Below are 15,431 nucleotides of genomic sequence, written 5' to 3'. Positions count from 1 at the left end.
GGAATTTTGAAAATTTATTTCTTCTATCTTTTTAGTCTGTTGCAAGAGTGCTCTTTTTAATCATTCATACAAAAAAAGAATGCTAAAAAAGCATTCTTTTCTTCGTTTTACATCTTATGAAATTAAAAGCGGGATTCTTTTTAGAAGACGATCAATCGAATGATTTGCTTCTTTCAATACAATTCCCTGGTCAATTGTTTTCAGCACGCGATTTTCCATCACGATTTCTCCATCAACCATCGTTAGTTCTACATCTGCTCGCGTTGCTGAATACACCACTCTGGAAATAGGGTCTACGCCGTAAGATGGAAAGGTATGGAGCTGATTTAAATTTAAAATAGCAAGATCCGCTTTTTTCCCAACCTCTAAACTTCCAATTTTTTTTTCGAGCCCAACTGCTTTCGCTCCGCCGATTGTAGCCATTTCTAGAACGTGCTTTGCATTCATGGCGGTTGGTCCATACGCTGGTTTATGAATCGTAGCGGCCAGCCTCATTTCGTTGAACATATCTAAATTGTTATTACAAGGAGCACCGTCAGCGCCAAGACTTAAAAATACCCCCTGCTCTAATAGATTGGGCACATCTGCGATTCCCGATGCGAGTTTCAAATTTGAGCCTGGGCAATGACTGACTTTTACTCCTTGATTCTTAATAATTTGCTTCTCTTGATCGTTTAACCACACACAGTGCGCTAAAATAAGGCGCTCATTGGCTAATCCTAAATGATCTAAATACATAATATTTCTCATACCCGTTTCAGCTTCTACGATGCGAATTTCTTCCTGATTCTCAGAAGCATGAGTATGTACATGAACATTATATGCAGCTGATAAATGACTCACTTCACGCAGCAAATCTTCCGTACACGACAGCACAAATCTTGGGGAGAATGCATATCGAATACGACCGTTATTTGAATCATGCCATTTTTCAAGTAATTCTACACTTTCTTTAATAGAGTCAGCCGTTGTCTCCTGAAGGGCTTTTGGCAGATCATCGCCCTTTTTATCCATCATTACTTTTCCTGCAAGAGCTCGGATTCCGCTTTGAGATATAGCTTGAAAAGCAGAGTCCGTATGATGAACAGTTTCCATATCTACAATCGTTGTAGTTCCGCTTTGAATAAGTTCGCCGATCCCTAACAGTGCTGAATAATAAATAGATTCTTCATCATGCGAAGCTTCAAGCGGCCATATTTTCTTTTTAAGCCAGTCTAGCAGCTCTAAATCATCTGCTTGCCCTCTAAAAAGCGTTTGACATAAATGAATATGAGTATGTATAAAGCCTGGCACAATCGTTTTATTTGCCGCGTCAATGACTTTATCTACCTTTTCCGGATGCAGATTTTTTCCAATGGCTGCAATATGATTTCCTACAATATAAAGGTCACCGTAAATAATATCGTTCTTCTCATTCATCGTAATAATCTCTGCATTTTTAATTAATGTGTGCGCCATACCTTCTTCCCCTCTTTCGTAACATCTATCTATTTTCTAGCTCAAGCCGAACACTAACATCTTCAAGCAACCTTTCTTACACTGTTCTTATATATATATGATGCACGCTCTGAGTTGAATAAGTGTAGGTAACCTCATACGCTATAGAGACTTTGGGTAAAAAAAATTCCTAGCTGATTATACAGCTAGGAGGTTGGATTTATGATAAAATCCCAAGTCCCTTTTTCAAGAGGTTATACGAAATCGCAGGAGAATAATGTGATCTTGTATATATAATATGGTGTTTTCAGTCTATATTCCAGCTTTTTGTCAGAAGTTCTAACATTGTTTTTTTATTCTTTTTCATTATGTGACTTTTCTTAACACCCTTATTTTTCATGTTATGCAATTTATTTTCGTTTCTTCTATGTAATATTTCCTAAAAATAAAGAATCTATCTTCTGTTTCTATACAAAACAGAAAAGTTATTTTATGATTTGTATGATTAAAAAACTACAAATCTATATTTTAGGGGTGATTAGTTTGGAAAAAATAAATGTTGGCTGTCGTTTTACGCTTTCCGTTATGAGTGATAACTTCATCGATATTATTTTAGACGCACTAAACGAAGTGGACATGTCTAAAGTTCAGCGAAAAACGGACCGTGTTAGTACATTTATTGAAGGAACTGCCAAAGACGTGTTTGAAGTTGTGCAAGCCGTTTATAAAAGTGCTGGAAAATCAGGAAAGCATATTGTGTTGAATGCTACATTTTCAACAGGGCAGCACGAAAAATATTTCAAAAAAAGAAAAGTAGAACCAAAAGAAAGCGTGTCTCCAAAGCAACAGCTTTGTGCTTCGTTCCCTGTATCCACTCAATTTTCTTTGTATCCATTAGATACGCCGCATTATGTAGACATCATCAAAAGCGGAATTGGCGCAGTTAAACAACAGGGAGTTTTTGCCGAAACCGTGCCTTTTGCAACAGCTTTAGAAGGGGATGTGGACAAAGTATTCGCTTCTTTATACGAATGTTTTATTGAATCCGTGCAGCAAGCCCGTGTCGTGATGACAGTTAATATGACAGCACATAGCCCTTCTTCAAAACGATAAATTACTTCTTATCTATTTATAAAGATAGAGTAATAGAAAGGATTTATATAAATATGGCTACAAAAAGAACGTTTTTTTCTTTTTTCTTGATAAGTGTATTATTGTGTATATTAGTCGTACCAAATTCTGTTCTGGCTAGTGAAAAACCTGCCCATTTAACGGTTGCTTCTTATACTCAGTTTTTGAAAGCGCAAAGTGATAAAAGTGCACTATATGAATTTTCAAAACTGTCACGTCAGCAAAAACAAAAAGTTGTACAATCACTAAAGGATCCATCTCTGTTAAAAATGGATATTGAAGAGAGCAGCGGCACGGTTGAAGCTGCAAGTACAGCAGCATACGGAGCAAGAACGGCTTCACCTTTATTCAAAACAGCAGCTTATACGGCTTCTTATAAAGCGGCTGGATTTACAACAACGAAACTAACGGTGTACGTAGACTATTACACAAAAAACTCATCGGTGACTTCAGTCAAAAGTGTACGAGGCGTCGTTACGAAAAATGTAAACCCCCTTGTGTCTATTTCAAAAAAGAATTCAAAATCTTGGGTACAAAACAACCGAGCCTACGGGCGGATCGACTGGCAGTGGAAAGTTGCAGCTAAAGATGCCGGAATCAAAAGACAAACTGTTTACGGCACAGCTTCCGGCACTTCAGGCGGATCTACAGCTACAGTTAATTGATAAAGAGGAATAAATGATGAAAAAAATGATATGGTGGATTGTCGGTATTACTACCGGAGTTCTTTTACTAGGTATTCTGGTAGGTTATTTATCGTTTTACAGCATATAAAAACAGCAGGCGAAATTACCTGCTGTTTTTTTATCTAAATGTCATACTCTTGTCATAAAATTAAAACCTCCACTTACAGTGTCTAAGTGCCTGTAAGAAGAGGTTGGGATCACAATTGTTAGTAAGCCTGGTCTCTTCTTATCTTTCAAGCACTGCTTGTGGGAGTTGGCACGGTTCTATAAAGTCCGTTGCCGAGGTTTCACAGGGCCTATCCCTCCACCTCTCTTGATAAGAAGTTTGTCGAATTTTGTTGATAATTGTTGATAAGATAAGTATTATGTTACATGCTGCACAAACAGATGTCAACTACTTTTCAGAAAATTGTTTTCCCTCTAAAACTATGATATCGCTACCATTACTATGACAACTAGGTTACAAATATATAATTTTTTTTATATTTTTGTAATCATGCCTTTACAACTGACTTTTTTTCAAAAGAAGTAATAGCTTCATCTAGCATGCGAATGCCATCATCTATCTGTTCTTTTGTTACAGTAAGCGGAGGTACCATACGAATAACTTCACTTGCATTTCCGCAAAAATAAAATAACACGCCTTTTTCTAAAGCTAGATCTAAAATCTCGAATAAGGCGTCTCCATCTCCTTCTCCCGTATAAGGATCAACAATTTCAATTCCAATCATAAGTCCTAAACCACGGATATCACCAATCACTGAATGTTTTTCCTTTAAAAGATGTAGCTTTTCTAACGCATAAGCACCCATTTTTTTCGTATTATCCAGCAGTTGTTCTTCTTTCATCACTTCAAGAGTTGCAAGCGCTGCTGAACATCCAATAGGATTCCCTCCAAATGTTGTACTATGTGTGCCAAGCGGCCACTGCTTCATTAATTCTTGAGAAGCTACTGTTGCACTAAGTGGAATTCCAGAAGCAATTCCTTTTGCTATAGCCATGATATCCGGTACGACATCGAACGTTTGTCCAGCAAACCATTCGCCGGTGCGTCCAAAACCCGTTTGCACTTCATCAAAAATAAGTAATATTCCGTGTCGATCACAAATTTCTCTTAACTTCTTCATCCAACTTTTAGGAGGAATAATATAGCCGCCTTCTCCTAATACTGGTTCCAAAATAACCGCAGCCACTTCTTCAGGCGTCACTTGGTGCTTAAACAGTGTTTCAAAATCTTTTTCAAGCTTTTCAGTAAAGTATATATCGCTATCTAGCTCTGCAGGACACTCTTTTGGATTTGCATATGGAATTTGATACGTCAGTCCCGACGGCTGCTGAAATTGTCTATATTTACTTTTGGATGTTGTAACACTTAAAGCTCCCATGGAACGGCCATGAAAACAACCTAAAAAAGAAATAACGTACGGACGCTTAGTCACATGTCTCGCTAATTTCAATGCTCCTTCAATTGCTTCGGTGCCACTATTCCCAAAGAAAAAACAGTCTAAATCGCCCGGTGTTACCTTCCCTAACTCATCAGCTAACTTTAATATCGATTCGTACATAATAACACCTGAAGGACCATGCAATAATTGATCTGCTCCATCTTTAATGGCTTTTACTACTTTCGGATGTCTATGTCCTACATTTGTCGTAGCAATTCCGGAAGTAAAATCGAGATATTCCTTACCATCCAGCCCGTAATAATAGCATCCTTCTTCTTTCACAACGGGCAAATTCGGATGGTCTTTAGCCATCGTCGGTGCTAGCAATTCAGGCATTCTTTCAAATAAATGACTCCAATCTTTTGACATACTACATCCTCCTTGAAATTATCCAAATCAATTAATCTTATTCTGAAATATAGTTGCTTATTAAACAATATTAGGAAATCCAGTTATACTAAACGCTTTAATAGAATAGTAATAAAACTTATTTTACTATGCATTTTTATTAAAATCAATTGTATAAATATTTATATATAAAATTAATATATCGTCTTTCAATCTCCTCTACTCTTCGCTTATTTACAATACTTAAAAGCACTGAAGAAAATTCTCCAGTGCTTTTAAGTATATTTATTCAAGATGTTTGGCATCATTGATCGTTTCGAGACGCCATTTTCCACTTTCATAAGCAAAAGTTGTAATCGATGTATTTTGTAAAATAGTAGTCCCTGTTCCTTGTTCTCCGCTTGTTACATGATGAATGAATGTATTAATTGCTGCTCCATGACTAACAACTGCTACTTTCTTTCCGATAGACTCCTTCATAATTTCCGTTAACCGTCGAACCATCCGTTCTTGAGCAGCTTCGAGCGTTTCGATATTATATAAAGGCTCTTCTCCCCAATTTGTCGCATAGTTTGGCACAAGCTCATGCAAAACTTCTACGTTCTTTGATTCTAGTTCTCCAAAAGAGCGCTCACGCAGCTGTTCACAAACCTCGACTTTATCTACTTTAGCAACTGCCGCAATTTCTCGGGCCGTCTCCTGCGCACGAAGCAAATCGCTTGTGTAGATTACATCAATATGGGTATCTCGAAAACGTTCCGCTACGCGTTTGGCTTGTTGCCTTCCCGCTTCGTTGAGCGGAATATCAGCATGCCCTTGAATAAGTTTGTTTTTATTCCAATCTGTTTGGCCGTGTCTAATTAAGTAAAGCATCGTAATCCCCCTTTAATCCCGTTTTAAAAATTGATAGACAGCTTTATCAACCTCTGGGCTTTCATGTAAATCCGAATGTGCTTCATGAAACGTTTGGAGATGAATATGTTCGGTAAACTCTTGCAGTCCATATGCACTTTCTACTGTTACCACACCATCTGTCTTATCTCCCACATCTCCTGCTCCTGAAAAAACGTCGATTTCTTTTGAGAAATCTTGACGACTTTCGTATAGCTTGTTCAACGCTATAGAGTGAAAAGCTAAATCACGGGCACCCATAGATTCAATATGATTGCGTGCATGAGGGTACATCTCCATTAATTCCTGATAATCTAATCCTTGAATTGGTGATCCTAACGTAACTAATTTTTGAATATATTGAGGGTTAGACAAACTAACAGCAGCTGCTGTTACTCCTCCCATACTATGTCCAACTAAATCAACAGAAGATGTTTTATATGTATCACGTACATCTTGCATAATAGCTTCAATCCATTTTTGCTGCTGTGCAATACTGGCATCTGGCTTTTTAAAGACGATATGAATAAGCGGAAGTTTTCCCTCTTTTGCTTTCATAATATGCTTCCACTGAATAGCTCCATCTTTTTGAACGACACAGTAAGCTACTTTAGTTCCCCATCCGTTTTGTTCAAATCGTTTAATCATTTTCCCTAAACTTTTTTGACTACCTAAATAGCCATGAATAAATAAAACCGGCACATTTTTCGATTGGGCACCTCGTTTTGTTTGTGGGGCAAAGATATAAAAACAAAGCGAAATAAATAATATAATACTAATCAATAAAATCAATAGCCGCAAGTTCTCACCCTCCGATCGTCTCGTCCATTATACTCATTAATAAAAAAATTTGGAGTGAATTTTATTCTGATACGTCCTGTAAGCTGCAGAACTTGTCATCTTTTTCTTGTCAACGAGCTGCTCAAAGCGCAAACGCTTTTCCGTAAGCATCTCTGTTAGCCTTTGTTCTTCATTAGCATCCGTGCATATAGAAATTAATTCTTCTATTGTAGCCATATCTCGTTTTAGCTCTTGTTCATCAGTTATCATGTTTGCATTTTTTAACATCCTATACGCTTGGCGCAGTTCTTCAGGTATATGTGATAAATCTTCTAACTTTAATGGTTTTCCTTCCCCAGGTAGCTTATCAAAGTCACCGTCTTTTATTGCTTGTCTAATTCTTTCTTCAGCAATTATATACGCAATATCCAAGGAAAGACCTCCTTTAAGAAAATATAAAATTCAACCTTACCTTCTATATAAAAGATGTATAACAAACACAGCTTTTATAACCGTATTTTTTATTATACTATGATTATAAAAATTGAACTACCATCACTTCTTGGCTAGATCACCTCCCTTTGTAAAATAATTTCCAGAGCTTCATGCCTTTCATTATCAAACTTTCTTGAGCAGCTTCTTAACCAACTGAAATTCAATGAACGATTCTGCGTCAGGTTTTGTTATCTTATCTTACTATATTTATACAAAAAAGCCTCCTTACACATGTAAGGAGGTGGAAAAAGGTAATTCTAAGGTCATCATGTTATGCCTACTTTCTATAAAACCACATTTTGAGAACGTTTTCAATGGTTTTTTATCTTACTTTACTAACTTTCTTTTCGTTTAATGAGACTCCGTAGAAATAACGAAGCCTCACCAAATTTCTACTCTTCTTTATCTGACGGAATCATAATTTCTCCTTCATGCTCTTGTTTTTTTCAAAAGCAGCTGGAGAATCGTTTTGGATAATTTACTAGACTGATAGGGTTTGTTAAGAAACTCACACACTCCAAGCTCTAATCCTTTGCTTCTTTCGCCTAAAGCAGATGAGATTAAGATAGGAATTTTTTCTGTCTCTGTATTTTCTTTAAGATGTCTTAAAACATCCCAGCCGTCTAACTTATTTTCTCCTAGCATGATATCTAGAACAACCACTTCCGGCTTTTGCTGATGAATAGAGTTTAATGCGTCTTCTCCGTTGTTAAAATACCGAACGTGAAAACCGCTTTCTTTTAATTCTACCTGACTAAGTAATATTACTCGTTACTTCCTTCATAAATAGAGCCCCAACCTTATTGACAAGGTTAGTGAGTCTTTGTTACCCTTATACACGTTGTGAAAAATTTAAAAGTGAATGATAAGGAAAGCAGCCGTTTTGATGAACAACCAATCAAATCAGGTTCTTTCCTTTTTATATTTTTACTAAGCTAGATACTTTGCCAAATAAAGTTTCGCTTTATACACCGTGTCCTCTTTGTCATAGGCGCACTTAGACCGAAAACAGACGGAAAGGAGTATAAAATGTTTACTCAGCTTACAGAAAAAAAACAGAATGCAGAAGAATTAAAAGAAACACTTGATGATTTAGAGTTTCAGCTGTTTCGCATGCAGGATAATTTAAAAGAAATTGCTAAAAAGTATGAAGTTATTGGTGTCGATCAGCCTGAAGATAATCAGTTAGTTATTGTATCGGCACAAAATGACGGCAACGCATGTAAAATTATGCTAAATGAATGTACAAAAGCCTATAGAGGCGCTTGGGATTTTGCCATCGATGGCGTATATGAAGATAATCACACTATTTTTATTGGTGACATTAAAGGTCCTGCTAATAAGGGATATGGCTCTGTATGTATGAATTATTTAAAAGAAGTAGCGGTTGATCAAAATGTTCATGTCATTAAAGGGGATATCGCTGAGCGCGACTGGGATCATCTCGAAAGATTGATTCATTTTTATGAAAAACATAACTTTGAGGTAAATATTGATTATACGAATAAGTGCGGAGAGATTGAATGGACTCCAGCTTATCAATAAAAAAAGCGAACAGACGACGTCTGTTCATTTTTTATTTTATATATGCTAAGCTTTTTTCAATGCTGCTAAGAGTATTTTCTTTGCAGTGATCTTGTTCAACAATCCACCATTTTACACCTGCTCTATGTCCTTCTTGCATTACCGCCTTTACATCTACTCCTCCGGTACCAAGAGGAGCAAAAAATTGCTCGCCGTCTGTTGTCATATCTTTTAAATGGATAAAAGGCGCACGATTTCGATAATGCTTCATCCACTCCACTGGATCTTCGCCTGCTTTAGTCAGCCAATAAATGTCCAGCTCTACGTCTACCTCAGTTTGTTCTAAGATTGTTTGGAGAGCTGACTTTCCAGTTGACAATTTCTTCAGCTCAAAATCATGATGATGATAGCTAAACGACATGCCTTCTTTTTTACAATACGTATAAATGTAATTTAAAGAATCAATAAGTTCGAAATATCCTTTTTCAGTTTGTCGTTCAGGCATTAAATAAGGACAAACAATATGTGAATTTCCAACTTGCTGTTCAAAGTGAATCACTTGCTCTAAATTAGATTCTAATTGTTCAAGCGGCACATGACTAGAAGCTGGCTTCAGCTGTAAATCCGTTAACCATGCTCTTACTTCTTGCGCTGTATGTCCTTCATACCCTGCAAACTCTACCCCTTGATATCCTAATGCAGCTACTTTTTGAAGAGTTCCTTTGAAGTCTTTTTTCGTTTCTTCACGCAGCGTATAAAGCTGAACTCCTACAGGTATTTCTCCCATCTTCTCTCCCCCTATTCATTGAGAAAGCTCCTATAATAGGAGCTTCTGCTTTTTATTTTACTGCACTTCCAAGCATTCCTGAAATAAAATGACGCTGAAGTGCTAGGAAGAAGACAATGATTGGAATGGTCGCAATCGTTACCCCCATCATTACTTGACCGTAATCAATAATCGATAATCCAATTAAGCTTGAAAGAGCAACCGGCAATGTAGCCATTTCGTTTGATGTAGTCGCAACTAAAGGCCACATAAAGTTATTCCACTGTGTCATAAATAAGAAAATAGCTGCTGCAGCCATAGCAGGCTTCATAGAAGGAAGCACAATGGTTAAAAAGATTCTCATCTCTCCAGCTCCGTCCAAACGAGCTGCTTCAATAAGTTCCGTTGGAAAAGCTAAAAAGTTCTGACGTAATAAAAAGATAGCGAACGGAAAGCACAGCTGCGGAACAATAAGAGCAAAATACGTATCAAGCAAATTAAAATTCGACATCAGCTGAAAAAGCGGAATGAGCGTTGCTTGATATGGAATCATCATGGACAATAAAAGCGTAGTAAAAATTGCGTTTCGTCCTTTAAATTCAAATTTAGCTAGCGCATACGCAGCTGTAGAACAGACCATTAAAGCTACAATCACATACACTCCTGAAACAAATACTGAGTTAAAGAAGACGCGCCCTAAATCAATTGAGGCATTTAAATTTTGTAGATTTGTCATAAATTGATCGCCAGGCTTCAGCGTTGGAGGGTTTGTAAACATTTTCCCTGATTCATTCGTAGCGCCGATAAACATCCAGTAAAAAGGGAAAATAGAGATAATGGTGAACAGCCCAAGCAAGCTGTATAATCCTATTTTACGCATGATGTGACTTTTCTTTTTGACCTTAGGAACGGTAGCTACTGCGGTTGCTTCTACTCTCTCTAATACACTCATGATTTATCACCCGTAAATTTAAATTGGAAGAACGTTAAAATACCAACTAATAATACAACAACGTACGCAATGGCTGAAGCATATCCAAAATCAAAGTACTCAAAGCCATTTTGATAAATATATAAGCCTAGCGTCATCGTGGAATCAGCAGGGCCGCCTTTTGTTAAGTTAAAAGGTTCGTCAAACAATTGAAGTGTACCAATTGTTGATAGAATAGTAGCAAACAAGATAACGGGTTTTAATTGTGGAACTGTTACGTGGAAAAACTTTTGAATACGATTTGCCCCGTCTAAATCAGCTGCTTCGTAAACTTCACGAGATAAACTTTGAAGAGCTGCTAGAAAAATAACCATGTTATAACCTGTCCATCTCCAAGTCATCGCAACAATGATTGAGACTTTAGCCCAAAATGGATCCCCCAGCCACTGAATTGCATCGATACCGAAAAACCCTAAAATAGTATTCATAATTCCTTCATCTTGAAGAATGATTGAAAACAAAATAGAATAGGCAACTAGTGACGTTACTGCCGGCAAGAAAAATGAAACTCGGAAAAAACCTTTCAGTTTTAAAAGCTGACTGTTTAACGCATTAGCTAGTACAAGTGCTAACAAAATCATAACGGGCACTTGAACGATTAAAATAACACCCGTATTTCCAAGCGCTTTCCAGAAAATATCATCTCCGAACAGTCGTGTGTAGTTTGATAATCCGGTAAATTCATACTTCCCGCCTTCCATACTCTGAAAGCTTAGAAAAAACGATGAAAAAATAGGGTAGATCGTAAACAGCGTGAACAGCAAAAGTGCTGGAGCAATAAATAAGTAAGGCAACGATTTATTTGTCTTCATGATGACCTCCTGGTACCGCAAGAAGAAGAGATAGAAGGTAATCTTCTAGAAATCACCTTCTATGCTTCTTGATTATTTTTTAATTCGGTTTTCTAAGCGTTTTTGAGCTGCTTCAAGCGATTCTGTAACGCCCTTACCATTTGTTACTTCTGAAACAGCTTTGACTGCTTCACTGTTTGCAACTGAGTAATTGCCTGTAAAGTTAACCGGTTTAATATCTTTCATTTCATCTGCGAATGTTTTCCAAATCGTCTGATTATTAAAGTACTCATCCTGTGCAGTGAATAATTTTGAAGAATATACGGTATTTAATGATGGGAATAATCCGCCCTTCATCGCTTCTTCTTGAACTTTATCCGTTGTTGAGAAATACTCCATAAATTTGTACGCTTCATCTGCTTTTTGACTATTTGCTGAAATCACATAGTTGCTTCCGCCTAAGTTAGAAGCACGGTTGCCTCCTTCTTCAAACGAAGGTAATAAAAATACGCCCCATTTTCCTTTTAAATCCGGAGCCTGCTGTGTAATAGAACCGAATAGCCAAGCACCGGATGGTGAACTTGCTACTTTTCCTTCTGCTAAAGCACTGATTGAAGCATCCCAGCCCACTGTATTTTTAACAATGCCTGCTTCTTTTAACTTCTTATTTAACTCCATTGCTTTTTTCGCTTCTTTAGAAGTTAAATTTAACTTTCCTTTGTTATTAAAATAGAACGTACCTTGCTGTGTCAGCGCCATTCGGAATAAGCCATCGTCATTGTTAAAATCTAAACCTAGTAAATCAACGCCAACTTTTTCTTTAATTTTCTTACCAGCCGCAATGTAATCATCCCATGTTTTGATACTGTTTGGATCTACGCCTGCTTTTTCAAAGTAATCTGTGCGGTAGAAAACGCCTGTTGGACCTGCATCAAACGGGAAGCCGTACATATCCCCATTCTTTGATAAAAGGGCTCTCTTAAACTCAGGAAATTTATCTTCTTGCTTATCAAATCCTTTTTTTGATAGGTTTAAAAATGCTTTTGGAAATGCATCCAAATATCCTTGGAAACGATCGTCTTCTACTAATACAATATCAGGAAGGCCTTTTCCGCCAGCTTGCAATCCTGTTGTTAGTTTTGAATAAACGTCTTCACGTCCCATATCCACTACTTTTAATTTAAAACCTGGATTCTCTTTTTGATATTCTGCTGCTGCTTTCTTTAATACCGGTACGTTAATATTCCAAGCCCACGCAACAACTTCTTTTCCACCGCTACCACTTGTTTCATTAGCAGACTTTCCTCCGCATCCTGCAAGTACTAGGGTTAAAATGAGTGCAAAACTGATTAAACTAAACCAACGTTTCAATGAATACCCCTCCTATGATCTCGTCTCCTAGTGTGGCAAGTTTTTTTGTAAACGCTCATATCTCTTTTTCTCCCGAAAGAATTATTGAAAAATAATTCTGTATATTGAAAGCGTATACAATTTACTTAATCTAAATTATATGAATGAATACCCTTTTCCTCAATGGTAAATATAAAAGGCAAAAACCTTACATTTTTGCCTTTTTCTAAATTGATTTTGTTATTATGGTTTCTATTAACTTTTTCGTTTACGAAAAAAAGCGAATGTACTGTCGTTGTTGAAACAGAACACAATCGCTTATTTAAAAAAATCCAATGTATACTATTTTTTTGCTACATAAGTAACACTTTCTTGCTTATTTGGGACGTTCTAAGGAAAATAATTGTCCCAGTTTACTATAGTTAGAACCCGCAAGTCGGCTGACTGGCTTCACACGTTCTGCAGAAACGCGATCGTTTTCTATCACTTTTTCACTAATATGAAACATCACAACTTCACCGATAAACAAATCTGAGCTGTATGCTTCGTTCGTTCCTAATGGAACAATTTGGTGAAGTTTACATTCCATTCGAATGCTGGCTTCTTGAATTCCGGGAACCTGCACTTTTTTGCTCGGTGCTAGTGTTAACCCCGTTTCTTCGACTTCACTTACGGAAGAAGGATAAGAAGATGCCGCTTGATTCACTTGTTCCACTAAGTTTTCGTCTACAAGATGAACCACAAATTCTTTAGATACACTAATATTTTTGGCCGTATCTTTCGTCATTTGACCTTCACTTCTCGAAACCGAAACGGCAATCAGCGGAGGCTCTGCTGCAACTACATTAAAGAAACTAAACGGCGCGGCATTCACTACACCGTCGTTATTTTGACTTGTAATAAACGCAATAGGCCGAGGAATGACGACACCTGTTAGTAAATGATAATTGTCTTTTGCACTTTGTACCGCTGGATCGACTACCTTCATTTTACCCACTCCTTTTCTTCCATTTACTTTATTGTATGGTAACGAAAAGAGCATAGATTAGCTAGCAATTTGCTCACCAACATGCAAAAAAATCCGAACGATGAATCGTTCGGATCTTCCTTCAACTAAAATACTTTTGTCTCAGCCTATTTCGTTAATTTAACACCGTAATTTTTACTGTACGACGTCCGAATGCTTTTGCAGCTGATTCAGAAGGTACTAATACGTCAATTCGATATCCTTTAATCGCACCGCCCGTATCACCTGCTGTTGCCACTCCGTATCCTTCTACATATACTTTCGAACCTAATGGGATAACGGATGGATCTACCGCAATAATTTTATGAGTGCCTGAACTTACATTTTGCCCAGTAGCTGTTACGCCGCTACAACCTGCACAATTAGCTGTATAAGCTGTTGCTTCTACATACATTTCTTTACCAGAATGCTTTTGTGTGCTTTCTTCTTTTTTCGTTTCTTTTGCTTCTGAAGAAACGGCTGCTTTCTTCTCTGTAGCTGCAGCTGTTTTTACTTCTTGTTTTGGCTCTGTTTTTACATCTTTTTTAGCTGTTGCTAGTTCAGCTTGACGCTTTGCTTCTGCATCAGCCTCAGCCTTTTCAGCTGCCTGCTGTTTTGCCACTTGCTCAGCTTGCTTTTGAGCTGCTTCTTTTTCTTTTGCAATCTTATCTTGAATGCCTGTTAATTCAGACTGAAGGTTTGCTTTTTCTGAAGAAGCTGCCTCAATTTCATTTACGACCGTGCTGTATTTTTCTTGCATAGTTGTTAACGTTGCTGTTTGTTTGGCAACGTTTTTATCTAATTCAGCTTGTTTAGCCGCTAGGCTACCTTTTGCTGCTTCTAGTACTTTTTCTTGCTTATCAATTTCTTTTTTATCTTTTTCAATTTGATCTAAATCATTTTGATGTTGCTTTAAAATATCATTATCTGCTGACAATAAAGTTGTTACAGCACCCATACGTGCAACAAAATCTCCAAAGTTATCAGCATTCATTAATGTATCAATAACAACGCTTGTTTTATCGTCTTGCTGTAAAGCAACTAATCGATTTTCAATAATATCTTTACGACTTAACACTTTTTCCTGAAGCAAAACGATCTCTTTTTTCTTTTTCTCAATCATTTGGTTCGCTTCTGAAATCTGCTTTTCAGTCGATGCTAACTCTTTTTTATTGTTAGAGATTACTGTATGTAATGAATTTAATTGTGATTGAATGTTTTGAACATCTGAATTGATAGACTGTTTCTCTTTCTCTTTTTGTTGAACAGCCTTTTCTGTTTCTTTAATTTTATTTTCAGTACTCTGGAGCGCTTCTTCATTCGATTGGGCGTGAGTCTCTGTAATGCCGGTCATGAAGAAAATTCCTGTGACTGCTGCAAGAGTCATACGCTTAAAAATTTTCATAAAGTAATAGTCCCCTTTCCTCATAGACATAGTTATACCATAAAAAACTATCTGTTTATGTTACAATACAATTAAAAAAATCCCATAATCTGTATAACCAAGAATCTCTTTCTGGGAATTCATCACCAAAATCCCTTGATAGAGAGGTTTACTGTTTATTAAAAAAGATATATTTTTGTCATAAACAGGGCAAAATTCCTCTTCAAAAATAGAAATAACTACTTATTATTACAGATATATTACAAATTTTTCACGGAAAATTATGTGTTTTACCGTCTTTTTTCGGTGTTTTTTACTTTTTATTACATAAATGCCACCTACATAATTCCTATACTATTTATAAAGTTGTGACTTTTTCACTTCTTTTTCACACTGTATATACACA

Annotated in this window: 15 protein-coding genes and 1 riboswitch; of the genes, 3 read left to right on the top strand and 12 right to left on the bottom strand. The window is 36.8% G+C overall.

The annotated features are described in order from the left end of the window. Positions 1–114: 114 nt before the first annotated feature. On the bottom strand, positions 115–1,458 hold the full coding sequence (locus M3225_RS14260; RefSeq protein ID WP_251394789.1) for a 5'-deoxyadenosine deaminase: 1,344 nt from the start codon (positions 1,456–1,458) through the stop codon (positions 115–117). 522 nt (positions 1,459–1,980) lie between these two features. Here M3225_RS14260 and M3225_RS14255 point away from each other — a divergent pair. Both M3225_RS14255 and M3225_RS14250 read left to right on the top strand, forming a co-directional pair. Further along, positions 1,981–2,550 carry a YkoF family thiamine/hydroxymethylpyrimidine-binding protein gene (locus M3225_RS14255; protein WP_251394787.1) on the top strand — a complete coding sequence of 190 codons (570 nt, stop codon included), beginning with the start codon at positions 1,981–1,983 and terminating at the stop codon, positions 2,548–2,550. Between the two features lie 53 nt (positions 2,551–2,603). After that, positions 2,604–3,233, top strand: a complete 630-nt coding sequence (locus M3225_RS14250; RefSeq protein ID WP_251394785.1) for a hypothetical protein — start codon at positions 2,604–2,606, stop codon at positions 3,231–3,233. Positions 3,234–3,477: 244 nt separating this feature from the next. After that, positions 3,478–3,577, bottom strand: a riboswitch (SAM riboswitch). Positions 3,578–3,748: 171 nt separating this feature from the next. Here M3225_RS14250 and M3225_RS14245 read toward each other — a convergent pair. The 5 genes from M3225_RS14245 to M3225_RS14225 all read right to left on the bottom strand — a co-directional run bounded on the left by M3225_RS14245 (position 3,749) and on the right by M3225_RS14225 (position 7,978). Then, the gene (locus tag M3225_RS14245) at positions 3,749–5,068 is read right to left on the bottom strand and encodes an aspartate aminotransferase family protein (RefSeq protein ID WP_251394783.1); all 1,320 of its coding nucleotides are present in this window, start codon (positions 5,066–5,068) and stop codon (positions 3,749–3,751) included. 264 nt (positions 5,069–5,332) lie between these two features. Then, entirely contained in the window at positions 5,333–5,920 is a 588-nt protein-coding gene (locus tag M3225_RS14240) for a histidine phosphatase family protein (protein WP_251394781.1), read from the bottom strand. Between the two features lie 12 nt (positions 5,921–5,932). Then, the gene (locus M3225_RS14235; RefSeq protein WP_251394779.1) at positions 5,933–6,739 is read right to left on the bottom strand and encodes an alpha/beta fold hydrolase; all 807 of its coding nucleotides are present in this window, start codon (positions 6,737–6,739) and stop codon (positions 5,933–5,935) included. 36 nt (positions 6,740–6,775) lie between these two features. Continuing rightward, the gene (locus tag M3225_RS14230; protein WP_251394777.1) at positions 6,776–7,150 is read right to left on the bottom strand and encodes a DnaJ family domain-containing protein; all 375 of its coding nucleotides are present in this window, start codon (positions 7,148–7,150) and stop codon (positions 6,776–6,778) included. A gap of 492 nt (positions 7,151–7,642) precedes the next feature. Further along, positions 7,643–7,978, bottom strand: coding sequence for a response regulator (locus M3225_RS14225; RefSeq protein ID WP_251396081.1), 336 nt, complete (start codon positions 7,976–7,978; stop codon positions 7,643–7,645). 264 nt (positions 7,979–8,242) lie between these two features. Here M3225_RS14225 and M3225_RS14220 point away from each other — a divergent pair, with 264 nt between their 5' ends. Further along, complete coding sequence (locus M3225_RS14220; protein WP_057241493.1) at positions 8,243–8,758, top strand: N-acetyltransferase; 516 nt, start codon at positions 8,243–8,245, stop codon at positions 8,756–8,758. Between the two features lie 31 nt (positions 8,759–8,789). On the opposite strand, the gene M3225_RS14215 is transcribed toward M3225_RS14220, so the two are convergent. The 6 genes from M3225_RS14215 to M3225_RS14190 form a co-directional block, all read right to left on the bottom strand. Beyond that, a complete protein-coding gene (locus tag M3225_RS14215) occupies positions 8,790–9,524 on the bottom strand; it encodes a sugar phosphate isomerase/epimerase family protein (protein ID WP_251394775.1) in 735 nt (244 codons plus the stop codon). Positions 9,525–9,576: 52 nt separating this feature from the next. Continuing rightward, entirely contained in the window at positions 9,577–10,383 is an 807-nt protein-coding gene (locus M3225_RS14210) for a carbohydrate ABC transporter permease (protein ID WP_251396080.1), read from the bottom strand. 68 nt (positions 10,384–10,451) lie between these two features. Further along, complete coding sequence (locus tag M3225_RS14205; protein ID WP_251394773.1) at positions 10,452–11,306, bottom strand: carbohydrate ABC transporter permease; 855 nt, start codon at positions 11,304–11,306, stop codon at positions 10,452–10,454. Positions 11,307–11,378: 72 nt separating this feature from the next. Further along, positions 11,379–12,656: an ABC transporter substrate-binding protein gene (locus tag M3225_RS14200; protein WP_251394771.1), complete on the bottom strand. Its 1,278-nt coding sequence runs from the start codon at positions 12,654–12,656 to the stop codon at positions 11,379–11,381. A 355-nt stretch (positions 12,657–13,011) separates the two neighbouring features. Beyond that, a complete protein-coding gene (locus tag M3225_RS14195; RefSeq protein WP_251394769.1) occupies positions 13,012–13,623 on the bottom strand; it encodes a flavin reductase family protein in 612 nt (203 codons plus the stop codon). 154 nt (positions 13,624–13,777) lie between these two features. Then, positions 13,778–15,046, bottom strand: a complete 1,269-nt coding sequence (locus M3225_RS14190; RefSeq protein WP_251394767.1) for a PcsB-like coiled-coil domain-containing protein — start codon at positions 15,044–15,046, stop codon at positions 13,778–13,780. Between the last annotated feature and the right edge of the window lie 385 nt (positions 15,047–15,431).

This window comes from Priestia aryabhattai (assembly GCF_023715685.1).
Lineage (GTDB): Bacteria > Bacillota > Bacilli > Bacillales > Bacillaceae_H > Priestia > Priestia aryabhattai_B.
This window is presented reverse-complemented; position numbering and strand designations above follow the sequence as displayed.